Source organism: Deinococcus radiophilus (assembly GCF_020889625.1).
Classification (GTDB): Bacteria; Deinococcota; Deinococci; order Deinococcales; family Deinococcaceae; genus Deinococcus; species Deinococcus radiophilus.
In genome coordinates this window covers 91,620-112,790 of sequence record NZ_CP086381.1, presented here as the reverse complement: position 1 = coordinate 112,790, position 21,171 = coordinate 91,620, and the positions used below count along the sequence as shown (strand labels likewise).

General features: G+C 59.9%; 21 protein-coding genes and 5 pseudogenes. 14 read left to right on the top strand and 12 right to left on the bottom strand.

Features of this window, described 5'->3' with window-relative positions:
* Nucleotides 1–26 precede the first annotated feature (26 nt).
* The 7 genes and pseudogenes from LMT64_RS11425 to LMT64_RS11395 form a co-directional block, all read right to left on the bottom strand.
* Complete coding sequence (locus tag LMT64_RS11425) at nucleotides 27–638, bottom strand: hypothetical protein (RefSeq protein WP_229253510.1); 612 nt, start codon at nucleotides 636–638, stop codon at nucleotides 27–29.
* 317 nt (nucleotides 639–955) lie between these two features.
* Nucleotides 956–1,415: pseudogene (locus LMT64_RS11420) on the bottom strand (IS3 family transposase); the annotation flags it as partial.
* Between the two features lie 23 nt (nucleotides 1,416–1,438).
* Nucleotides 1,439–2,026, bottom strand: coding sequence for an integrase core domain-containing protein (locus LMT64_RS11415; protein ID WP_229253509.1), 588 nt, complete (start codon nucleotides 2,024–2,026; stop codon nucleotides 1,439–1,441).
* The gene (locus LMT64_RS11410) at nucleotides 2,014–2,280 is read right to left on the bottom strand and encodes a hypothetical protein (protein ID WP_229253508.1); all 267 of its coding nucleotides are present in this window, start codon (nucleotides 2,278–2,280) and stop codon (nucleotides 2,014–2,016) included. The genes LMT64_RS11415 and LMT64_RS11410 overlap by 13 nt, the downstream gene beginning before the upstream one ends.
* 32 nt (nucleotides 2,281–2,312) lie before the next feature.
* Nucleotides 2,313–2,600: a transposase gene (locus LMT64_RS11405; RefSeq protein WP_229253507.1), complete on the bottom strand. Its 288-nt coding sequence runs from the start codon at nucleotides 2,598–2,600 to the stop codon at nucleotides 2,313–2,315.
* Nucleotides 2,601–2,678: 78 nt separating this feature from the next.
* Nucleotides 2,679–2,945: pseudogene (locus tag LMT64_RS11400) on the bottom strand (transposase); the annotation flags it as partial.
* Between the two features lie 50 nt (nucleotides 2,946–2,995).
* A pseudogene (locus tag LMT64_RS11395) lies at nucleotides 2,996–3,811 on the bottom strand (transposase); the annotation flags it as partial.
* Nucleotides 3,812–4,015: 204 nt separating this feature from the next.
* Between LMT64_RS11395 and LMT64_RS11390 the strand changes: the two are divergent.
* Nucleotides 4,016–4,792 (top strand): AraC family transcriptional regulator, encoded by a 777-nt coding sequence (locus LMT64_RS11390; protein ID WP_229253506.1) that lies wholly within the window; start codon nucleotides 4,016–4,018, stop codon nucleotides 4,790–4,792.
* Nucleotides 4,793–4,997: 205 nt separating this feature from the next.
* Here LMT64_RS11390 and LMT64_RS11385 read toward each other — a convergent pair.
* Nucleotides 4,998–5,450 (bottom strand): annotated as a pseudogene (locus LMT64_RS11385) (transposase); the annotation flags it as partial.
* A 63-nt stretch (nucleotides 5,451–5,513) separates the two neighbouring features.
* On the opposite strand from LMT64_RS11385, the gene LMT64_RS11380 reads away from it, so the two are divergent.
* On the top strand, nucleotides 5,514–5,780 hold the full coding sequence (locus tag LMT64_RS11380; RefSeq protein WP_126353678.1) for a transposase: 267 nt from the start codon (nucleotides 5,514–5,516) through the stop codon (nucleotides 5,778–5,780).
* Nucleotides 5,781–5,923: 143 nt separating this feature from the next.
* Here LMT64_RS11380 and LMT64_RS11375 read toward each other — a convergent pair.
* Nucleotides 5,924–6,601: pseudogene (locus LMT64_RS11375) on the bottom strand (transposase); the annotation flags it as partial.
* Between the two features lie 241 nt (nucleotides 6,602–6,842).
* Between LMT64_RS11375 and LMT64_RS11370 the strand changes: the two are divergent.
* Genes LMT64_RS11370 through LMT64_RS14290 form a run of 3 tightly spaced genes read left to right on the top strand, consistent with a single transcriptional unit; the run spans nucleotide 6,843 to nucleotide 8,447 of the window.
* Nucleotides 6,843–7,130, top strand: coding sequence for a transposase (locus LMT64_RS11370; protein WP_229253505.1), 288 nt, complete (start codon nucleotides 6,843–6,845; stop codon nucleotides 7,128–7,130).
* Between the two features lie 32 nt (nucleotides 7,131–7,162).
* Entirely contained in the window at nucleotides 7,163–8,002 is an 840-nt protein-coding gene (locus LMT64_RS11365) for an integrase core domain-containing protein (protein WP_229253504.1), read from the top strand.
* Nucleotides 7,947–8,447, top strand: coding sequence for a transposase (locus LMT64_RS14290; RefSeq protein WP_126352855.1), 501 nt, complete (start codon nucleotides 7,947–7,949; stop codon nucleotides 8,445–8,447). Before LMT64_RS11365 ends, LMT64_RS14290 begins: the two co-directional genes overlap by 56 nt.
* Before the next feature lie 144 nt (nucleotides 8,448–8,591).
* Here the strand turns inward: LMT64_RS14290 and LMT64_RS11360 are convergent, their stop codons facing one another.
* Nucleotides 8,592–9,596 (bottom strand): tyrosine-type recombinase/integrase, encoded by a 1,005-nt coding sequence (locus LMT64_RS11360; protein WP_229253503.1) that lies wholly within the window; start codon nucleotides 9,594–9,596, stop codon nucleotides 8,592–8,594.
* Nucleotides 9,597–9,873: 277 nt separating this feature from the next.
* Between LMT64_RS11360 and nrdI the strand changes: the two genes are divergently transcribed.
* From nrdI to LMT64_RS11320, 8 genes are all read left to right on the top strand, one after another.
* Complete coding sequence (gene nrdI, locus LMT64_RS11355; RefSeq protein ID WP_126352853.1) at nucleotides 9,874–10,251, top strand: class Ib ribonucleoside-diphosphate reductase assembly flavoprotein NrdI; 378 nt, start codon at nucleotides 9,874–9,876, stop codon at nucleotides 10,249–10,251.
* A gap of 86 nt (nucleotides 10,252–10,337) precedes the next feature.
* Nucleotides 10,338–12,425 carry a class 1b ribonucleoside-diphosphate reductase subunit alpha gene (nrdE, locus tag LMT64_RS11350; protein ID WP_126352852.1) on the top strand — a complete coding sequence of 696 codons (2,088 nt, stop codon included), beginning with the start codon at nucleotides 10,338–10,340 and terminating at the stop codon, nucleotides 12,423–12,425.
* 121 nt (nucleotides 12,426–12,546) lie between these two features.
* Nucleotides 12,547–13,593, top strand: coding sequence for a class 1b ribonucleoside-diphosphate reductase subunit beta (nrdF, locus tag LMT64_RS11345; RefSeq protein WP_126352851.1), 1,047 nt, complete (start codon nucleotides 12,547–12,549; stop codon nucleotides 13,591–13,593).
* On the top strand, nucleotides 13,586–13,876 hold the full coding sequence (locus tag LMT64_RS11340) for a thioredoxin fold domain-containing protein (RefSeq protein WP_126352850.1): 291 nt from the start codon (nucleotides 13,586–13,588) through the stop codon (nucleotides 13,874–13,876). Before nrdF ends, LMT64_RS11340 begins: the two co-directional genes overlap by 8 nt.
* A gap of 172 nt (nucleotides 13,877–14,048) precedes the next feature.
* Nucleotides 14,049–14,996, top strand: coding sequence for a DUF808 domain-containing protein (locus tag LMT64_RS11335; RefSeq protein ID WP_126352849.1), 948 nt, complete (start codon nucleotides 14,049–14,051; stop codon nucleotides 14,994–14,996).
* Nucleotides 14,997–15,000: 4 nt separating this feature from the next.
* Nucleotides 15,001–15,657 (top strand): acetoacetate decarboxylase family protein, encoded by a 657-nt coding sequence (locus tag LMT64_RS11330; protein ID WP_170166042.1) that lies wholly within the window; start codon nucleotides 15,001–15,003, stop codon nucleotides 15,655–15,657.
* Nucleotides 15,658–15,804: 147 nt separating this feature from the next.
* Nucleotides 15,805–16,515, top strand: a complete 711-nt coding sequence (locus tag LMT64_RS11325) for a hypothetical protein (protein ID WP_148103228.1) — start codon at nucleotides 15,805–15,807, stop codon at nucleotides 16,513–16,515.
* On the top strand, nucleotides 16,512–17,816 hold the full coding sequence (locus LMT64_RS11320) for a S41 family peptidase (protein WP_229253502.1): 1,305 nt from the start codon (nucleotides 16,512–16,514) through the stop codon (nucleotides 17,814–17,816). Before LMT64_RS11325 ends, LMT64_RS11320 begins: the two co-directional genes overlap by 4 nt.
* Before the next feature lie 12 nt (nucleotides 17,817–17,828).
* Here LMT64_RS11320 and LMT64_RS11315 read toward each other — a convergent pair whose 3' ends face one another.
* Both LMT64_RS11315 and nudC read right to left on the bottom strand, forming a co-directional pair.
* Entirely contained in the window at nucleotides 17,829–18,491 is a 663-nt protein-coding gene (locus tag LMT64_RS11315; protein WP_126352845.1) for an HD domain-containing protein, read from the bottom strand.
* Nucleotides 18,492–18,889: 398 nt separating this feature from the next.
* The gene (nudC, locus tag LMT64_RS11310; protein WP_229253501.1) at nucleotides 18,890–19,567 is read right to left on the bottom strand and encodes an NAD(+) diphosphatase; all 678 of its coding nucleotides are present in this window, start codon (nucleotides 19,565–19,567) and stop codon (nucleotides 18,890–18,892) included.
* A 237-nt stretch (nucleotides 19,568–19,804) separates the two neighbouring features.
* Here nudC and LMT64_RS11305 point away from each other — a divergent pair, with 237 nt between their 5' ends.
* Complete coding sequence (locus tag LMT64_RS11305) at nucleotides 19,805–21,052, top strand: cysteine desulfurase-like protein (RefSeq protein ID WP_126352843.1); 1,248 nt, start codon at nucleotides 19,805–19,807, stop codon at nucleotides 21,050–21,052.
* Nucleotides 21,053–21,171 lie beyond the last annotated feature (119 nt).

Below are 21,171 nucleotides of genomic sequence, written 5' to 3'. Positions count from 1 at the left end.
GGTCTGGCCACGGCTAAGCCAGTGTTTCAGCGCCGCACCTGGCCCATCGCCTGGTTGCCTAACACCTGGCGGACCAGCTTTACACGGTCATCGGCATTCAGACCGTACACGACCAGGGCCACTGCCCGCCCGCCTTCAGCCAGGGTCGCGGGTGAGTCGCTTGGATACACCGTGCGGACGATGACGCCGTCCTGGGGATTGGCCTGCCCAGCGCCGTCTGCGAGGACCAGGGTCACCGCTTCCTCCTGCCGTGCCCAGCGCCCGATGGCCTGCACTTGCTGCACCGACGGCCAGGCGATGTAGGTCAGCCCCAGCACCAAGCCCAGCATCAGCTGCACCCACCAGGGGAAGCCCAAGAGTCCTGTGACCACTCCAAAGACCACACCCAGGACCACCAGCAGCAGCAACCGCTGTGGCGTCAGGCCTGCCGGGTTCTGTCCTGGTGTCAGTTCGGACGGTTGCGGATCGCCAGGTTTGCCCGGCATGGCCGTGACTATCCGCCGCCCAGTAGCCGTCAGCCCATGTAGTTTGAGGCTATCGGCGAACACTACGCCCGCATCCCCCTGCCACAGTGGCCGTCCGATCATCGCTGCCTTGATCTGTTCTTGCACGCTTCCTCTGCCCTGACCCTGTGTCACGCTAGACCTCCTGCTCCGTTGTTCTTGGCCGTTCCTGCACTCGGTACTGCTCGGCCAGACAGTTTATCCAGCAACTGCCACGCTGACCTGACCTTGCCCCTGTTTTCGGTGCCAGACTGATTGCGAATTCAGCAGCAGACTGGGAGGCATACGAACGGCAAACGGTATAGCTCAGAACTTGCACCTGAATACGTAGACAAAAAGCGCTCCCAGAGCTGAACATCTGGAAGTGTGTACAAACAGGTTTCAGGGGAGCGCGCCCATATTCTCTCACAGCGGATTCTGGATGGGGTTGACTCGATTTTGAATCGCTCAGGTTAAGCAGCTGTAGCTTGGCACTCGGCTTCTAGGGGCGTCAAGTACCCCAGGCTCGAATGCCGCCGTTTGCGGTTGTAGTACACCTCCATGTACTCAAAAATGGCTTTCTTTGCCTCCTCATGACTGCGATACACGCAGCCATCCACCAGCTCACGCTTTATGGTCTCGAAAAAGCTTTCAACCACGGCGTTATCCCAACAATCCCCCCTTTCGACTCATGCTGCACCGCATCTCATGTTTCCGAAGCGCGGTTTGAAACATCTGGCTGGCGTACTGGCTTCCCCGGTCGCTGTGGTGAATGAGACCCGCAGGCGGATTCCGCCTGCTCACCGCCATATTCAGCGCAATCAATGGCAATTCTGTGGTCATGGTGCTGTCCATTGACCAGCCCACAATCGTTCTAGCAAATAAATCCATCGTCACGGCCAGGTACAGCCAGCCTTCTTTTGTGGGGATGTAGGGGTAGTGGTACGGAAAATCCTTCAAGCCACGTTCGAAGATTCCGTAGCTTCAAGCAGTTTAACCCAGGGGTAGGCATACCCCAGACTGGAATGTCTCCTTCCAGAGTTGTACCAGTTTTTAAACTTCGTGCTGAACGCACGAAGCTGGGCAATATTCGTCAATTCTTCCCGGAAGACGCCGTCATATTTGAAGGTCCGGTTGAGCCTTTCCAGGATGCCCATTCCTCGCTTCTGTGAGACCTTGGCCCGTACCCAGTTGCCCGGCTCCTGACGGGCCGCCTGGAATGCGCCAGACGTAAAATCTGAGCCACCATCAGTCATGATCAGGAGCTGCTCGTCTATGCCGAGATGGTGCAGCACATGGACTCCTTGTTGCAGCGCGGCCACCGCGCTGCTGGCAGAGAGATTCCGGACCACTTCAATGTGCAGCAGTGCGCGACTTTCCACGTCCAGAACGAGGTAAGCCCAGCAGATCCCGTCCGGTAGGCTGAGCCGTGTGGCATCCATCTGAATTCGGCGGCCCGCTGGCCAGAGAACGATAGAGGTAGGGCATGCCGATGGACGGCGCTTCTTTCTGGGAACTGGGCGCTGCACCTTCAACTCCACCATGCAGCGACGAACAGTATGGAGGCCCGGAGCAGGCCGCAGAACATCTTGTTGTAGGTAGCCTGATAAATCAGACGGTAGCCGCTGAGTGGCTCTTCAAGGGCTTTCAGCCGTACCTCTTCCAGGACGTGCTGACGTCGCTCCGTCCGCTGTGCAGAACGCTCTGCGTTCTGCCGGGCATCGCGCAGGACGTGATATGGACGCTCCACCTCGCCAGCAAATCTGCTGAGACTGAGTTTCGGGTGGTCTCTGAGCAACTCCTGATAGCACGCCAGGAGTTCATCTACGCTCAGAGACCCCGGATTTTTTTTGCAATGTAGAGCGACAATTCCTTATCCGCAATGATGGCCTTGAGCTGCTGGACTTCCTTCTCCAACTTCTTCTGGGCTGCATCCGGCCTGGCTCCCTGGAGGCGGGCACGGCCCGCTTCCAGAAACTGGGCACGCCAGGTGTGAAGCAAGCTCTCGCTGACCTCGTATTCACGAGCAGCTTCTGCGATGGTGTGCTCCCCGCTCAGGACAGCCAGAACAAGCTGCTCCTTGAGTTCAGGTGACCAGGTTTTGCGCTGTTTTCCCATATCTTCCCTCCAGTGGGCCCCACCCTCCTAAAAAGTGGGGCCGATGTGGAAGGATTTCGCGTACCACTACCTGCTGCTTTTTTTTAGGATTTCACGCTCCTGACGCAGAATCTCGTTCTCTTTCCGCAGCCTCTGAATTTCCTGCTCCTGTGGGGTCAGGGTCACCCGACCCTGACCTGGAAATGCGGCTGTCCCAGCCTTCTGAGCTTGGAGTCTCCGGCGGTAGAGTACAGAGGTGCTGATTCCGAGGTCACGTGCAGCCCGGATTGGGCCGACATCCTCGCGCGCAGCGAGTTCGATGGCCTGACGCTTGAATTCGGCGGTGTAGGTCTTTCTGGTGGTCATGGTCTTGCCTCCTATGGTGAGGCTTAACTGCACCGACTCAAAACTGCACTAACCCCAAACTGCGCCAACCCAAACTGGTGCTTACCTTCCTTAAAGAAGGATTCCACCCCCCAGCGATGCGCACCCTCAGCAACGATCTCGTCCCTCTCCAACAGTTCAGACGACACCGCGAAGAATTCACGGTCCCCACGATCTACTCTCCCCAGAGACAGCGTTTCCAGGGGCCAGTTGGCAAGGTTGACATACCCTGCATGGGGACAGTCCGCCACCGTCACCCGCCCAGGATGGTCCGTGCGCCGGTTGCTCCTCACACCCACCACGAACTCGAAATCGAGGTGCCGCACGCCTTCCAGAAAAACAGCGGCTTCAAAGCCGCTGTCCGCTAGGACACGTACCCGGAAACGTTTCTTGATGAAGTCCGGCACCTCTTCCAGTAGGTCGAGCGCCAGAGTGATGGGCGTGCTGGTGTGCTTGCCCTGGTACACCCGGTAGGAAATGGGGAACTTCAGTTCCCCATACTCGGCAAACAGGACGACCAGGTGGATGCCATGTCTACCGTTGTAGACGCTGACATAGGGCAGCTGAGTCCCCACCTTTTCCACCGTGGTCAGATCCACACTGAGCCGCAACCGAGGTCGGCGTTTGGAGTGAGCTACGTCCAACAAAATGCGCCACTGGATGTCCTGCGTCTCGTCCCAGCAACGGTCTGAATCCCAGTCATAGACGTTGAAGAAGCGACTCAGTGCGCTGGGACTGACTCCTTCAGCTTGGCTGAATTTGATCTTCTGGCCTGGACTGTGGAAAAGGTGCAGCGAAGCCTCCAGGCTTCGCCGTTGATACAGCGTCTCTGAAACCTGCCCAATCACACTTCCAGATGTTCAGCTCTGGGACCGCTTTTTGTCTACGTATTCAGGTGCAAGTTCTGAGTGATGGGTTATAGGCCCGCCCCTGCGCAGCTGATGGCAGAAGGAGGAAGGCAGCAAGCCCAAGGCTGCCGGTCAGCCGCCGCACAGCCTGGACTTTTTCCTGGCTCCTTTTGTCCCTTGCCCGTGCCTGCCATACTCAGAGCCGTGTCCGCACCGCCCAATTCTCCCGTGCGTCCTACGCCACAGCTGCTCGCGGCCCTGCTGCATCCGGTCCATGCCTCGCCGCTGGAGGCCATCATGGACACGCAGCCGGACTTGGCCTTCTATCTCAAGGACATCCAAGGCCGCTACGTCATGGTGAACGAGGTGCTGCGCCGCCGCACGGGGCGCGCCCTCAAAGGCGACCTGCTGGGCCTCACCGCCGCTGAGGTCTTTACCGGGGATACCGGCGAGCGTACCCGCTTACAGGATGAGCAGACCCTGCTGGAGCGCCAGGAATTGCATGACGTATTGGAGTTCTATCTGACCGGGGCCGGCGAGCCGATCTGGTGTCTGACCGACAAACTGCCGCTGATCGCCCCCGGCGGGGAGGTGCTGGGGCTGGTGGGTTTCTCGCGTGACCTGCCCACCGCCAGCCGCCACCCTGACTTTCCGCGTGTGGCGTCGGCGCTGGCCTATATCCACGCTCACTTTGCCGAAGACCTGCGCCTGCGGGACGTGGCAGCCCAGGTGGGGCTGTCCACCGATACCCTTGAACGTCTGGTCCGCCGCGTGACCCGCCTCACGCCCAAGCAGTTGCTGCTGCGCGTCCGCTTTGAACATGCCGTGCGGCTGCTGCGCGGCACGGAGCTATCGGTTTCGCAGGTGGCGCATGCTTGCGGGTACAGCGATCACAGTGCCTTTAGCCGCAAATTCCGCATGATGGCTGGACTCACCCCGCAGGCTTACCGCAAACGCCTACGTGAGATGGGAGAGAAGTAGACTGGGCGCGAACCTGTTGCGGTGGGAAAATACCAGGGGGTTCGCGCAAGCCGAAAAGCCTGTGTCAGGCGTGAAGCATGACAACCAACGTAGGGTAATGGTCCTGAAATTTGCACTTCGCGTTTCAGCCTGCCTTCGGATGGGCTGTGGATTGAAACATGTCGTCCGGACTTCCCCTAGAGCGTGCCAGGAAGACGATCCAACTTCAGGCCAGTAATTTCTGTACAGACAGAATAGCGAAGGCGAGCCAATGGAAGCCGAGCAGGGTTGAGGGCAGCCTTTCAAGGTCACGGGCCAGGCGACGAAAGCGTGACGACCACGCGAAATTCCTCTCTATAACCCAGCCCTTCGGGAGCAGGATGAAGCCCTTCGCTCCAGTTGGTCGTTGAACAACGACCAACTCTACATCTAAAAGTGCGGCGTCCGTTTCAGCTTGCTCTCCTGTATACCCTCCATCGGCCAGGACGACGTCAATATGCTCGCCAGTGACTTCCTGAATCTGATGACATAAGTCGTAGACCTGGTCACGGTCCTGCTCGTCTGCAGGTGTAACAAGCAGAGCGATGACGTGACCCAGTGTGTCGACGGCGGCGTGGACCTTGCTGCCTCTGCGCTTCTTTGCACCATCAAAACCTGCGCGGTGACCACTTTCAGGCGTGTGACCTTGCCCCTGTTTTCGGTGCCAGACTGATTGCGAATTCAGCAGCAGACTGGGAGGCATATGAACGGCAAACGGTATAGCGAAGCACCTATTCTGAACATCCTTGGACAGCTTGAAGTGGGTACGTCTATAAGCGATTTGGCGCGACTTCATGGAGTCGCGCCAGGGACGATTTATCGCTGGAAAGCCAAATACGGTGGCATGACCGAAGACGAAGCCCGTCAATTTCGTCAGCTGGAGGCGGAAAACCAGCGTCTCAAGAAGTTGGTCGCTGATCTTTCGCTGGACAACGCCATGCTGAAGGAGGTGGTTGGACGAACGTGGTAGGGCCTGGGACCACATCCCAGGCGAGAACGCCCCTCAAAAAACAGATAGTGACCTTCCTGAAGGACACCTTCGCCGTGAGTGAACGGCGGGTCTGTCGGGTGCTGGATCTCTCGCGTACGACCCACAGAAGAAAAAGCCCAAACTCATAAGTTGCACCTTGCATAGCTGAGCGAATAGCCGTGCTGGAGAAGAAATTCTCGTTCTTTTTGGAGCTGACTCAGAAGATGGTTGAGCCTGACTACGGGGAACAGGGTGTAGAGGGCCAGGCGTGCCGCCTCTTTCAAGGTCATCCCTTCTGAGCGATGCAGTATGGTCAGGGTGAAGGCCAGGAAGACCATCAGAATCCAGCGGTCCAGACCCCTGGCAGTTCGCAGCGCGAACTGCGCCAACCCAAACTGGTGCTTACCTTCCTTGAAAAAGGACTCCAATGTCCAGCGCCGCCCACCCTCAGCAACGATCTCGTCCCCCTCCAACAGTTCAGACGACACCGCGAAGAATTCACGGTCCCCACGGTCTACTCTCCCCAGAGACAGCGTTTCCAGAGACCAGTTGGCCAAGTTGACATAGCCTCCATGCGGACAGTCCGCCACCGTCACCCGCCCAGGATGGTCCGTGCGCCGGTTGCTCCTCACACCCACCACGAACTCGAAATCGAGGTGCCGCACGCCTTCCAGAAAAACAGCGGCTTCAAAGCCGCTGTCCGCTAGGACACGTACCCGGAAACGTTTCTTGATGAAGTCCGGCACCTCTTCCAGTAGGTCGAGCGCCAGAGTGACGGGCGTGCTGGTGTGCTTGCCCTGGTACACCCGGTAGGAAATGGGTGGACTTGCTAGGCTTTGGTGGAAGTCAGGTTCAAGAGACTTCACAATGGAGGGCATCATGCCTACCCCCCAAGCAGGTGTATTCCGCCCAGTTCAAACAGGAAGCCGTTCAACTCGTTCGCACCAGCAGAAAAAGCTGCGCTGAAATCGCCCGGAACCTCGGTGTACCTGGTAGTGGTACGCGAAATCCTTCCACATCGGCCCCACTTTTTAGGAGGGTGGGGCCCACTGGAGGGAAGATATGGGAAAACAGCGCAAAACCTGGTCACCTGAACTCAAGGAGCAGCTTGTTCTGGCTGTCCTGAGCGGGGAGCACACCATCGCAGAAGCTGCTCGTGAATACGAGGTCAGCGAGAGCTTGATTCACACCTGGCGTGCCCAGTTTCTGGAAGCGGGCCGTGCCCGCCTCCAGGGAGCCAGGCCGGATGCAGCCCAGAAGAAGTTGGAGAAGGAAGTCCAGCAGCTCAAGGCCATCATTGCGGATAAGGAATTGTCGCTCTACATTGCAAAAAAAATCCGGGGTCTCTGAGCGTAGATGAACTCCTGGCGTGCTATCAGGAGTTGCTCAGAGACCACCCGAAACTCAGTCTCAGCAGATTTGCTGGCGAGGTGGAGCGTCCATATCACGTCCTGCGCGATGCCCGGCAGAACGCAGAGCGTTCTGCACAGCGGACGGAGCGACGTCAGCACGTCCTGGAAGAGGTACGGCTGAAAGCCCTTGAAGAGCCACTCAGCGGCTACCGTCTGATTTATCAGGCCCTACAACAAGATGTTCTGCGGCCTGCTCCGGGCCTCCATACTGTTCGTCGCTGCATGGTGGAGTTGAAGGTGCAGCGCCCAGTTCCCAGAAAGAAGCGCCGTCCATCGGCATGCCCTACCTCTATCGTTCTCTGGCCAGCGGGCCGCCGAATTCAGATGGATGCCACACGGCTCAGCCTACCGGACGGGATCTGCTGGGCTTACCTCGTTCTGGACGTGGAAAGTCGCGCACTGCTGCACATTGAAGTGGTCCGGAATCTCTCTGCCAGCAGCGCGGTGGCCGCGCTGCAACAAGGAGTCCATGTGCTGCACCATCTCGGCATAGACGAGCAGCTCCTGATCATGACTGATGGTGGCTCAGATTTTACGTCTGGCGCATTCCAGGCGGCCCGTCAGGAGCCGGGCAACTGGGTACGGGCCAAGGTCTCACAGAAGCGAGGAATGGGCATCCTGGAAAGGCTCAACCGGACCTTCAAATATGACGGCGTCTTCCGGGAAGAATTGACGAATATTGCCCAGCTTCGTGCGTTCAGCACGAAGTTTAAAAACTGGTACAACTCTGGAAGGAGACATTCCAGTCTGGGGTATGCCTACCCCTGGGTTAAACTGCTTGAAGCTACGGAATCTTCGAACGTGGCTTGAAGGATTTTCCGTACCACTACCACGTATTCAGGTGCAAGTTCTGAGCTATACCGTTTGCCGTTCATATGCCTCCCAGTCTGCTGCTGAATTCGCAATCAGTCTGGCACCGAAAACAGGGGCAAGGTCACTTGATGCAGGGAAGGTGAAACGGAGAGGGCGTGGACGTCCGAAGGTCCGTGCCCGTTTCATCCTGGCAGATCGTGCCTACAGTGGCGCAAAAGCACACGAATGCTGTGAGCGGCGGGGAATGCACCTGGTCTGTCCTCCAAAGCGGAACCATAAACGTCCCCGGTCATATGACCGGGGACGTTATCGACAGAGGAACGTCATTGAACGATTGGTCAACCGATTAAAGCGTGCATGCCGTATCGCCACACGCTTCGAAAAGCGGATTTGTCATTTCGAGGCAATGGTGACATTGGCTTGTGTCATGGAGTGGCTGTGAGAGTTTGCAGACACACCCTAGCGGGCTTTGCGGTTTCAGCCTGCCTTCGCTTCGGGTGGGCTGTGGATTGAAACCCGACACGCACCAGCACCGCCAGCAACGGGCGCGGGTTTCAGCCTGCCTTCGGGCAGGCTTCTTTCGCTCCTACCACTCCGCCAAGTCGTCTTTAAGATCATCCGCCGCCAACCGGGCGTACCCCTTGCGGGTGGTGTCCACCGACTCGTGGCCCAGGTGCGCGGCCACCCGCCCGAAGTCCTTGACCTGTTGCAGCAGCCGCGTTCCCGCGTATTTGCGCCCAGGGTGAAAGCCCCGGAATTCTACGCCAGCGGCCCGGAAGGCCTTTTGCAGGTGGTAGCGGGCCGTCATCACCGTGCCGTAGCGAAAAACCTTTTCCGGCGGGGTGGTGCGGTAGCCGGTGTCGTATTCCTCGCCTCCGGGGCCGTGGGTGACCCGGTAGGCCCGCGCCGCGCGGCTAAGGCTGGTGCTCATGGCGACCATCCGCGCCTTGCGCCCCTTGCCGCTGCGCACATGAATGTGCCCGCCATCCTCGTCAATGTCCTGCCACTCCAGGGCCAGCGCCTCGCTGATCCGCAGACCCGCGTGGGCCGTCACGAACAACAAAAATTTGGCGTGGATGTCGGCCACGTCCAGTACATCGGCCATCTCGTCTTCGGAATAGGGGGGCCGCTTGATGATGCCGGGGGTGCGGTCCTTAGGCACGCGGACATCTCTAAAAGGGTCAGCCTCGGTGGCCCCGGCCCAGCGCAATGCCCGGTACAGGCAGCCCGCCGCTGCCACCTTGAGCTGCACGCCCGCTGGCTTGCGGCCCTGCGCCAGCATCCAATTCACATAGCCCTGTGCCATATGCCGCCCTGGCTTGAGCATGCTCACAGCGTTCTCGGCGGTGTACTCCACAAATTGACGCGTTCCCAGCTGATACGCCTCGACCGTGCGTGGGCTGGTCAGCACTCCGCTGCTGCCCCCGTGGGCCAGGTAGGCTGTGGTCAGTGACACCAGTTCGGTCACGTCCTTTTCCATCGCTGCCCGCGCTGCTCGCCGCTTCAACTCGTCGTCGTGCAGGTTGGTCCATTCCCGTGTGCTGGACAGCAAATCTCCAGTGTATTGCTGTAGTGCAGTGGAGGGGGTCACACGGGCATGATAGCTTAAGGCCATCCCGAAAACTCCACTTGTCCCGACCAGGACGCAACATCTTGTATATGGCCCCCGGCGAGGTGACAGATATGGTTGCAAGCCTCTTAGAATCTGGCTAGAATCACCCTCAGTCAGACCAACTGGCCAACCATCCGAAAGCACGCGCCAAACGGCGTTTTTTGCGCGTGTTGTCTCGCTTTATGCTTGCTTCACCGTCCAAGACTCTGGCTTGGTCGGGAAGGGTGCGGTGTGCCGAGACAGGGGAGTCATCGCTATGCAACTGATCTTCGATTCCATGACCGGCAACACCCGCCGCTTCGCCTGCAAGGTCGCGGGACTGACGGGGCTGGAGGCGGTGGCTCTGGCTGACGCTGACCCCCACCAACCCTACTTGCTGCTGACCTATACCTTCGGGAGCGGGGCCGTGCCGGACAGCACCGCCTCCTTTCTGGGCCAGCATGGGGCGCTGATGCGCGGAGTGGTCAGCAGCGGTAGCTTTCACTGGGGCGACAGCTTCGGGCGGGCAGGGGACATGATCGCGGCGCAGTACGGCGTGCCTTACGTGGCGCGGGTCAATAAATCGGGGAACGCTGCTGACGTGCAGGCCGTGGCCGACTGGCTGGGAGCGTACGTCAGCCACGCGGCGGACTGAGATTTCAGTACATCAGTGCGGCGCGGGCAAGGCCAGCGCTGCGGGGAATGGACGGCCAGAACTCGTCCGGGAATGAGGCAAAGAATATGGAACGCTGGATAGAACTGAACAACAAGGTGCTTGCGGGCACCGAAATCAACACCACTTTTGATACCGACGCCCTGCAGGTTTATTTTCAGGAGAAGGTCAACCCCAACACGGTCTTTTTCCACGACCTGAAGGAAAAAATCCGTTACATGACCGAAAACGGGGTCTGGGACGCCAGCCTGTTCGAGCGCTACAGCTACGACGAGGTGCAGCAGGTCTTCAACCGCGCCTACGGCTACAAGTTCCGCTTCAAGTCGTTCATGGGTGCCTATAAGTTCTATTCCGAGTACGCCACCATGACCCCCGACCGCTCGCGCTGGCTGGAACGCTACGAGGACCGCATGAGCATTACCGCGCTGGCCCGCAGCAGCACGGTGGAAGAGGCGCTGGAACTGGTGCATCACCTCGTCAACCAGACCTTTACCCCGGCCACCCCCACCCTGATGAACTCCGGCAAGGCCAACACCGGCCGCCTGGTCAGCTGCTTTCTGCTCCAGGACTGCACCGACAACCTCAACTCGATTACCAAGACCCTCAGCTTCGTGGCCGAACTGAGCAAGGGCGGCGGCGGTATCGGGGTAGAGGTGAGCAACCTGCGTGCCCGTGGCGAGAGCCTGCGCGGTATCCAGAACGTGACCAAGGGCGTGATGGGTGTCGCCAAGATGCTGGACAACATGTTGCGCTACGCCGACCAGGCCGGGCAGCGTCCCGGCGCGGGCGCCATCTACCTCAGCGTGATGCACGCCGACTTCATGGACGTGCTGAGCGCCAAGAAAATCGCTTCCGACGAGGACTCGCGTCTCAAGACCCTCAGCGTGGGCGCCACCATCCCCGACATCTTCATGCAGAAGGTGCGTTCCGGCGAGGACATCTACCAGTTCTACCCCTACTCCATCGAGCAGGAAACCGGCCGCGAGTTCACCTCTATCGACTGGAACAGCGAGTATCAGGCGCTGGCCGACAACCCCCGTATCCGCAAGAAGCGCGTCTCTGCGCGGCGGGTCTTCGAGGACATCGCCATCACCCAGGGCGAGAGCGGTTACCCCTACCTGCTGTTCGAGGGCAACGCCAACCGCGCCAACCCCATTCCCAACGTGGGCAAGATTCTGATGAGCAACCTCTGCTCGGAAATCCTGCAGCCCACCCGCCCCAGCTACTTCCACCCCTACGGTGAGGAGCACAAGGACACCATCGGCCTGGACGTGAGCTGCAACCTGTCCAGCCTGGTGATCGAGCAGACCATGAAAAGCGGCGACATGGGCCGCGTGGTGGGCGCCGCCATCCGTATGCTGGACGACGTGGCCCGCTCCACCTCCGTCACCGAGGTGCCGGCCGTCAAGCGTGCCAACGACGAGATGCGCTCCATCGGCCTGGGCGCGATGGGTCTGCACTCGTTCCTGGCGAAGAACGAACTGATTTACGGCTCGGAAGAGGCGCTGGACTTCGTGGACACCTTTTTTGCGGCGGTTCACTACCACGCCCGCAAAGCCAGCATGGAAATCGCCCGTGACACCGGTTTCGTGTTCGGTGGCTTCGAGGGCAGCCGCTACGCCGACGGCTCCTACTTCGAGCAGTATCTGGCCAAGGACTTCACTCCCAAGACCGCCGAGGTGGCCGCGCTGTTCGAGGGGCACACCCTGCCGACGCGGGAAGACTGGGCGCAGCTGGTCCGCGATATCCAGCAGCACGGCCTGGCCCACTCCTTCGTCATGGCGGTTGCGCCGACCGGCTCCATTTCCTACGTGTCGCACGCCTCGGCCAGCATCATGCCGATTACCGAAAAGGTCGAGACGCGCACCTCCAACAAGGCCCGCACCATCTACCCGATGCCGCACCTGAACGTGGACACCGAGTGGTACTACGAAGAAGCCTACGACATGGATATGAACCGCGTGCTGGACACGGTCGCCACGGCCCAGCGCCATGTGGACCAGGGCATCAGCTGCACGCTGTTCGTGCCCGGGAACTCCAGCACCCGCGACCTGCAACGCTACTACATCCAGGCGTACCTCAAGGGCGTCAAGACCCTCTACTACACCCGAATGCGCAAGACCACCATCGAGGAATGCCTGACCTGCGCCGTGTAACGCTGCGTGTCTGAAGGTCGGGGGGCCGGAAGGAAGGGCCGCCCCCACCCCCTCAGACGTTCAGCCTCCTGCACGCTCCGCTTCAATCCATTTCCGCCCCCACGCCCTGCAAAGGAGCCTCATGCACCCCCACACCGACCCCTTTTCCGCCACCAACTGGTCCGAGCCCGAGGACGGCTTCAGCGCCACCTTCTACGAGAAGTACACCTCGCAGCTGTGGTTCCCCGAAGAGATTCCGCTGAGCAACGACGCCATCGTCTGGAAGTCGCTCAGCGAGGCCGAGCGCTGGACCTACATCCACGCCTCGGCGGGGCTGAACGCGCTGGACACCCTGCAGGGCGAAGTCGGTATGCCGGCGCTGCGGCACCTGGTGGACGGCCACATCCGCAAGGCCACCATCCAGTTCCAGGGCATGATGGAGGACATCCACGCCAAAAGCTACTCCCTGATGAATAAGACCTTCCTGACCACCTCCGAGGAGCGCGAGGTGTTCGAGTGGGTCCGGACCCAGCCGCAGCTGCAGAACAAAATCAGCATCATCATGGCCATCTATAACGACCCGGACGTGTCAAGGGTGGGCCTGTGGAAGAAGATGGTGGTGTCGTGCATGTTGGAAACGGCGCTGTTCTACTCGGGGTTCTTCTATCCCCTCTACCTGGCGGGGCAGGGACGGATGGTGTCGGCCGGCGAAATTTTCAACCTCATCATCATGGACGAGGCGGTGCACGGGGTGTACGTGGCGCTGCTGGCCCAGGAGAAGTTCGCGGAGATGAACGAGGCCGAGCAGGCGTATGCCCTGGCCTGGTACGAGGACACCCTGATGCAGCTGTACCGCAACGAGCTGGCCTACACCGAGATGCTGTACGCCGACGTGGGACTGGTGGACGAGGTGAAGAAGTTCATCCGCTATAACTGCAACGTGCTGGCCGACAACCTCGGGGTGAAGCGCTCCTTCGAGGACGAGGAAATCAACCCCATCGTCCGCAACGGCATCAAGGCCAAGGGCACCACCCACGATTTTTTCAGTGCCAAGGGCAACTCCTACGCCAAGATTGCCGTGGAAGCCCTGACCGAAGACGACCTCGACGACATCTGGCCCGAACCCCGCCGCGTGACCCGCAAAGACCCCGCTCGCCCCGCCCACCTGGAGGCCCTGGCCCATGACTGAAACAACCTCTGCAAACCTCACCGATCAGACCCGCTTCGTGCTGCTGACCCAGGACAACTGCCCCAACTGCGAACGCCTCAAGCTGATGCTGGCCAGGCCCCTCAAGGGCCAGTTCGACAGCCAGATCGTGACCGTTCACCGTGAGCAGAACGCCACCGAATTCGGTGCACTGACGGAGCAGTACGGTGTGCAGAGCACCCCCGCCCTAATTGACCGCGAGCGCGGCGAGGTTCTGCGCAACACCGGCGGACTGGGCGAGGTGAAGAACTTTCTGACCGCTTGAATTGTTGAAAAAGAGGAGACAATTTTGTCTCCGCAGCTTGATTTACTATGCGAATAACAAAATCAAGTGATTCCCTCCCATTCCCCATGCCTTTCCTAAACCGCGCCCGCATACCGAACTGCTAAGCTAAGCCGATGTTAGATGTGCCCTCTCCCTATCCCTGGAGTGCCCGATGAGCGGCGGTCTGGTTGCCCTGCTGGATGATATTGCGGTGATCGCACGTGCTGCCGCAGCGTCCGTAGACGATATTGCCGCTGCCGCTGGCCGGGCGGGCACGAAGACCATTGGAGTGGTCGTGGACGACGCCGCAGTGACGCCCCGTTATGTTACGGGTCTGTCTCCAGCCCGCGAGCTGCCGATTATTGCCAAGATCGCGAAAGGGTCGCTGCGTAACAAGCTGGTCTTTATCCTGCCAGCTGTTTTGCTCCTGAGCGAATTTTTGCCCTCCGCCATTACCTACGTGCTGATGGCCGGCGGAACCTATCTGGCCTTTGAAGGGGCAGAGAAGGTCTACGAAGCTTTCTCGGGCGGGCACCATACCGAGTCGGCCGCAGAAGACCTGGCCGATCTCAGCAGCGAGGAGCATGAGCAGAAAATGGTGGGCGGCGCTATCCGTACCGACCTGATCCTGTCCGCAGAGATTATGGCCATTGCCCTTGCCGAAGTCGCCGACCAGCCACTGGTCTCCCGCGCGCTGATTCTGATTGTGGTGGCACTGGCCATCACTGCCCTGGTGTACGGCGTGGTGGCCTTGATCGTCAAGATGGACGATGTCGGCCTCAAGCTGGCCCAGAGTGGTCGCCCCGGCAGTGCCGCATTGGGCCGTGGCATGGTCAAGGCCATGCCTTATGTCCTCAACGCACTCTCGGTCATCGGCACAGCGGCCATGCTCTGGGTGGGTGGGCACATCATCGTAGACGGTCTGGCCAAGCTGGGCTTCCCCGAACTGGAACATCTGATCCATGACGTTGCGGTGAGTGCGGCTCACGCCGTCCCTGCTGCCCACACTTTCGTGGAATGGCTGGTCGGCACGGTGGGTTCAGGTTTGTTCGGCTTGCTGGTGGGCTTTTCCGTAGTGGCGCTGCTGCATCTGCTCCCGCTCCGCCGCAACGCACACTAAACCTGTGTCCCTGGAACCGGTTGCTTCCTGGCCCTATCCACCCGCACCCTGGCAACTTCAGGGCAGTGCGGTAGGGTCGGTCTTTATCGTATCGGTCGGCTCCCTGCCTTCGGCCCTGTTCGCGCATTTGCCACCTGGCGCACGTCTGCTGGGGCTGGGTGGGTATACCCTGGCCGTTGTGGGTGCCCTGCACTATGGTCCTGGCAGTGATCTGGAATATGAAGAACTGCTGGTGGCCTGCCCGGTTCGTCTGAATGGACGCTTACACGTGACCGTAGGTCAAATCTGGGTCAGCAGTGTGCCAGCGGCGGCAGGTGGACGTGAGCTGTGGGCCGTGCCTAAGCGCTTGGGCGCCTTTACCCGCCGTACGGCCCCTGGTTATGTGATCACCGACCTGGGAAGTGGCTCACTGCATGTTTCTCTGCTGGCCCGTGTAGGACGGGTGGGACCACCTGCTCTGCGTGTCCCGCTGACGCTGGCGCAGTTCTTGGATCAACAGGTAGGGCTGAGCCGCTGCCAGATCCAGGGCCGACCACGCCGGGCCAGGGTCCGCTGGAGCTTTGGTTCTCCTGGTCCGCTGGCCTGGCTTGAAGGTCGCCGCCCGCTGCTCAGTCTGGGCCTCACTCGGTTGCGAGTCGTGTTCGGCCTCCCCACCGATTGACCCCTGTAGCGCGGGTCAAACGCGTATGCTGATGGGGTGAACTCACTTTGCTGCTTGTCTCGTGGGGCCGCCCTGGGCTGCGGCGTCTTTTTACTGTTGGGCGCTGGTTCTCCGGTAGCTGCTCAGTTTCCGGCGCAGCCTGCCTCGGTGCAGCTGCTTCTGAGCACTCCAGCACCCAATACCTTGCTGGCGCTGGTCCGTCAGGCCAATCAGGTGCCGAACTCACCACGTTACTTGCATGAGCGACTGCGCCACCAACTGCTGAATGAGGCTGGAGACCGGGTGGTGCTTGGCTTTGAACATGATCTATGGGCCGACTTGGCGGGACAGCGCTTTCAGCTAGAGGAATCTTCAGAGCAGCGTCTGAACAACCGTTTTGTCGTTGGTCCGGACAGGGCGGTCCTGTTCACCCCGCAAGGTGGTACGGTTCCCTTGCCCCGCCGTGACGCTGCCCAAATGCAGGCGGCCCTGCGGGGCGGCATAGTGGCACTGGCGCTGGCAGACAGCGCTGGCTACCGCGTCCGCAGCCTCGGAGAGCAGACCTGGGCGCAGGGTCAGCCGCTGGGCTTACGTGGTCCAGTGCTAGAAATCAGCTGGAAGGCCGGTAAGGTGCAGTATTTGCTGGATCCGCAGTCTTACCGGGTGTTGGCTGAGCGGGGCGGTACTGAAGAAGATCTGCACTACGTCACCTATTACGGGGACGTACGTGGGGGAGGGGCCACTGGGTTAGCCCAGGCCCAGGTCCTGACCTATCTCCGGGAAAGTGATGACGGCCTAAAAGTACACGGCCGTGCCGAAGTCCTGGAGCGTCGTTTTCTTCCTGATCTGCCGGTTGGTGCCTTTGAGGTGTCCAAATGAAAATTGTATTTTCTGCGCGTCAAAAGGGTTGGAGCCGAACCTTGGTGCTCAGTGCCTTGCTGGTGCTGTGTCCGCTGGCTAGCGCTGCATCTGGCACGGCTGAGGGAGCCGACACCGAGCTTGTCACAGCCCAGGGCCTGTTCGATGAGGTGATTTACGAACTGGCCCTGAACTACAACGGTCCCTCGCAGCTTCGTGCTCAGGAATTACGCGAACGCTTTTTGCCGCAGCTGCGGCGGGTGTGTGCAGCTGAAACAGTTTGCCACTCCGAGGCTGCTTATGGCCTAGTCAATCAGATGTTGCTGGCGTTGGAGGACGACCACACCTATTTCCTTACCCCACAAGAGATGGACTACATGTCTGCACTGACGGTTGGTGGAGACACGACACGTTCATTCGGGATGTGGTGGCGACGGCTGGAAGGGTGGGGGGCTGTGATTACCGAGGTCCTCCCCGGCACTCCTGCAGACCTGGCCGGGTTGCGACCTGGGGACCTGATGACTCATCTAGGGCAACTGCCCTTGGACGGTGAATGGGGGATGGCCAAATTGTTTGCGGCGGCCCGTAGTGCCCGGACGGCAGAGCTGACCTTTGAGCGGCATGGAAGGGTCCGTACGGCGTCGTTGGCGGGAACACTGGTCGAGACGCCACCCGTCAGTCTGGACATGCTGGATGACCGGACAGCGCTGATCCGGCTGAGAACCTTTGACAGCATAGGGGTGGCTCAGGATGTCCATAACACGCTGCGCCGTGCCGAGTTGCTGGGGGCCACACGGGCCGTTCTTGACTTGCGCGGCAACCCTGGTGGTCTGGTGACAGAGACCATGCTGGCGACGGGGGCACTGACCCAGCCGGCGCCACTGCGGGAAGTCACCCGCATTTCTACAGAACTGTACAGCTATGACAGAGGACGGTACCTGACCGGGGGGCAGGCGGAAACCGGCACAGGAACGCGGGTATTCAAACCTCAGCGTTTCACTGGCCCCCTGGCGGTGCTGGTTGATACCGACTCGGCCAGTGGTGCGGAGTTCATGACCCGTGACTTGCTGGTTCGCCCTGAAACGGTGGTGCTGGGGGAAACCACCGCAGGCCTGGCGGATACATCATCACATCTGATCCTGTTGGATGATGGCTCGGCGCTGTGGGTGACTGCTGCCCAGATACAGTCGCAAAGCGGTCAGGTGCTGGGTTCGCGGGTGCAGCCGGATGTGCCTGCCCCGCGTGACGATGCAGCGTGGGTCCGTACGGGTGAAGACCCCCAATTGGCCGCGGCCTTGCGGGAGCTGGGCAAGCTCCGCTGAGAAAGAGTTGGCTTAGAGATTGAAAGGCGGGCCTTCGCGCAGCTGCTCAGGATCAATGCCGCAGGCCAGTGCCAGTGCATCCACGCTTTGGCTCAGCTGCTGTAACAAACTGATCAGGCGGGGGCGTTCGCTGACTGCGGGGGACGCGGCCAGTTGGTCGGCCACTGCTTGCTGATGCCTCAGTGTGGCCAGCGCAGCACTGCCCAAGTGTGCAAAGTAGTCTTGGCGCTGCTCTGCTGGGAGCTGAAGGAGTTCGCTCAGCAGATATCGGTTGTGCGCCAGGTGATCAGCAGCAACCATCAGGAGCGAAGATGCACTCAGGCTGTTGATCTGCCGCAGAGCAGTGGCCTGACGCATGCCTGTTAGATCATCAACCAGCACGGTCACCCTCAGGCCAAACTGGTTCAGCATCTCGCCGCGCAGGGCTTCCTGATTTTGTTTGCTCTGTTGGGGTCCGTCTGTCGGAGCACTGTGGAGGAGTGCAGCAATCGCTTCGTCCTCGCTGGCCCCATGATCAAGGGCTATTGCTGCAGTGGCCAGCAATTGGCTCAGATAGGGCAGTGAAGCTGGAAGGTCCGCTGTGGTGTCGCGGAAGTGCCCATGATGCCAGCGGGCCGCCAGGAGCAGGGCCTGAGTGAAGCGGTCCGTTAAAGGAAAGCTGGGCGTAGCAGTCATAGCTCGAGCTTACCTGAGTGATCTGATGGATAAGGTAGAATCCTTCACCCCTAAGTGGACTTAGGGAAGAAGATTTCTGAGTACAGGAAAATAAGCTGCCACCCGGTTACAATTCGGTTCGCTTAAGTTGAAGGACCTTGACCATAAATTCCCCCACCCTCTACCCCTCAGAGAGCTTTGGAGGGGTCTTCTCGTCCATTCTGTGAGCAAAGAATTTTCAGGCTGTCTGAAACGGTGTTAATCATCTCGCTGATCGCGCTTGAGCTTAGAGGCTGCCCCTGAAAATCGCGGTGACGCAGGTGTAGGCATGATTTTCAGGGACAGCCTGGTACAGCTTCGTAGGGGAGCGAGTAGATGCGGACACTCTTGAGCAGCTCACTCTGTTTTCCGGATCAGCTCTATGGCTGGGCTTGCTGGACGCCCCGTTGAATCAATTGGTAAGCACAGCTGTAAGCAGGCGGAATCTCTGGTAAGTCGTGTGCAGGGAACCACTGTGCAGCTTCAATTTCGCCGGGCTGTGGCACGATGTCGCCGCCGACATATTCGGCAGTAAAGGCAACCATCAGCGAGTGAGGCAGTGGCCAGGGCTGGGAAAGGACGTACTGAGGGTCACGGATGGTCACCCCCAGTTCCTCCAGGGCCTCACGGTGACAGCAGTCTTCCAGGGTTTCGCTGGGTTCAACGAAGCCGGCAATCACCGAGTAGAGACCAGGCCTGTGGCGGGGACCGCGGGCCAGTAGAAATTCACGCTGGGTTCCTTTGCCCCGCCAGATCAGGACCATGACGGCGGGCGCGACGCGTGGGTAACTGGTCAGGCCACACTGGGGGCAACGGCGAGCCTGCTCGTGGTTCAGAGCCTGAGTAGGCGAGGCGCAGCGTCCGCAAAAGCGGTGGCTTTGATGAAAGTCCAGGATTTGTGCAGCGTAGCCAGCCAGGGCTGCGTCCTCTGGACTTCGGCTGGCCAGTTCGCGCAAGGTGGTGGTTTGCTCTGGGCCAATTGCCTGTGAACTGTAGGCGGCGGCGTAACTCTTCCCTTGCCATTTGCCCAGGCCAAGAGCTGCTGTGATGTGTGGCATCTCCCCTAATTGGGGCCAGCCTGCGGGTGTGGGTGAAAGAAAATGCTGGCCGTCTGGAGAAAAGCAGAGGAGAAAACTGTCAGGGGTGGGCGTGATTGGAACGGTTTGGAAGGCTGGTGGGCGTGAGAAGGCAAGCATGGCTGAGTATAGGGGGAAGGATCAGGGGTTAAGCTTCTCCTATTTTGTAATTCGCTGTATAAAACTAAGCCTCATTGTGGCGGAGTATGGTGAACAGACATGACCTCTTCTCTTGGCGTGCTAGAGCCCCATCTTCCCTGGATTCGGGAACAATTCCCTGGTCTGAACTCGCCCTGGGCCTTACTTGACAATGCGGGCGGGTCGCAAACCCTGCGGCGGGTGGCCGACCGGGTACGCGACTATCTGCTCGAAACCAATGTGCAGCTGGGAGCCAGCTATCCACGCTCGCAGGGAGCGGCGGCGCGAGTACAAGCGGGTGTGCAGGCTGCCGCACATCTGATCGGGGCCGCTGATCCCCGGGAAATCGTGCTAGGTAGCAGCACCACCCAGCTGATCAGCAATCTGGCGCAGGCGATGGCGCCAGGGCTCAGGGCGGGTGACGAAATTATCCTGACCAACGTGGACCACGAGGCCAACGTGGGGGCCTGGACACGGCTGGAGCGGTTCGGCGTGCAGATTCGTTTCTGGCAGATCAACCCTGAGACGCAGCAACTCGAACTGGAAGGGCTGGACGCGCTGCTGTCTGCGCGCACCCGGCTGGTATGCTGCACCCATACATCTAACGTGCTGGGCGGCATTCAGCCCATTCGTGAGATCGCTGACCGCGTCCACCAGGCTGGGGCAAAGCTCTTGGTAGACGGCGTGGCCTACGCTCCGCACCGCCGGGTGGATGTGCAGGACCTAGGCGTGGACTACTACCTCTTTTCGTATTACAAGGTGTTCGGGCCGCACTGTTCACTGTTGTATGGACGTGAGGAACTGCTGCTGGAGCTGAGCAACCTCAATCACTTTTTTATTACAGCCGATGATCTCCCCTACAAACTGCAACCCGGCAATCTGAACTATGAGCTGACCGCCTCCCTGCCTGGGATCAACGATTACCTGACCGAGCTAGGTGGGCGACTGGGAGCCGCGGCTGGGCAGGAGCTAGACACGGCCTTTCACGCCATCGCAGAGCATGAGGCTGCCCTGACCGGGGCACTGCTGGATGTTCTGAACAATCATCCGGCGGTGCGGATGATTGGACCACCCAGGCACCAGGCCGCGGAACGGGTCGGCACCGTCAGTTTTGTGGTGGAGGGCCGCAGCTCACCGTCCATCGTAGAGGCGCTTGAGGAGGAGCAGATCGCCGTTCGGCACGGTCATTTTTACGCTACTCGGCTGATTAGGGCACTGGGTCTCGAAGAACAGGGGGGCGTGGTGCGGGCCTCACTGCTGCACTACACGACCCCACAGGAAGTCCAGCAGCTGATTGAAGCGCTGCAGCAGACGATCGGCCCTGCCTGAAACGCCAGAATCCGCTCAAGCCTGGGGCAGAAATGGACGTGGAACGCGCAGTATAGTCGGGCCAGAGCGGCCAGCCCGGTTCAGCCGGGAACGGACCGCCCCATCCACTGGAGGAAACC

Bases quoted from the DNA above. Each gene is read 5' to 3' on its own strand.
- LMT64_RS11415 (WP_229253509.1), bottom strand. From the start codon at position 2,026: ATGGTGGAGTTGAAGGTGCAGCGCCCAGTTCCCAGAAAGAAGCGCCGT.
- LMT64_RS11405 (WP_229253507.1), bottom strand. From the start codon at position 2,600: ATGGGAAAACAGCGCAAAACCTGGTCACCTGAACTCAAGGAGCAGCTT.
- LMT64_RS11380 (WP_126353678.1), top strand. From the start codon at position 5,514: ATGAACGGCAAACGGTATAGCGAAGCACCTATTCTGAACATCCTTGGA.
- LMT64_RS11370 (WP_229253505.1), top strand. From the start codon at position 6,843: ATGGGAAAACAGCGCAAAACCTGGTCACCTGAACTCAAGGAGCAGCTT.
- LMT64_RS14290 (WP_126352855.1), top strand. From the start codon at position 7,947: ATGCCTACCCCTGGGTTAAACTGCTTGAAGCTACGGAATCTTCGAACG.
- nrdI (WP_126352853.1), top strand. From the start codon at position 9,874: ATGCAACTGATCTTCGATTCCATGACCGGCAACACCCGCCGCTTCGCC.
- nrdE (WP_126352852.1), top strand. From the start codon at position 10,338: ATGGAACGCTGGATAGAACTGAACAACAAGGTGCTTGCGGGCACCGAA.
- nrdF (WP_126352851.1), top strand. From the start codon at position 12,547: ATGCACCCCCACACCGACCCCTTTTCCGCCACCAACTGGTCCGAGCCC.
- LMT64_RS11340 (WP_126352850.1), top strand. From the start codon at position 13,586: ATGACTGAAACAACCTCTGCAAACCTCACCGATCAGACCCGCTTCGTG.
- LMT64_RS11335 (WP_126352849.1), top strand. From the start codon at position 14,049: ATGAGCGGCGGTCTGGTTGCCCTGCTGGATGATATTGCGGTGATCGCA.
- LMT64_RS11320 (WP_229253502.1), top strand. From the start codon at position 16,512: ATGAAAATTGTATTTTCTGCGCGTCAAAAGGGTTGGAGCCGAACCTTG.
- LMT64_RS11315 (WP_126352845.1), bottom strand. From the start codon at position 18,491: ATGACTGCTACGCCCAGCTTTCCTTTAACGGACCGCTTCACTCAGGCC.
- nudC (WP_229253501.1), bottom strand. From the start codon at position 19,567: ATGCCACACATCACAGCAGCTCTTGGCCTGGGCAAATGGCAAGGGAAG.
- LMT64_RS11305 (WP_126352843.1), top strand. From the start codon at position 19,805: ATGACCTCTTCTCTTGGCGTGCTAGAGCCCCATCTTCCCTGGATTCGG.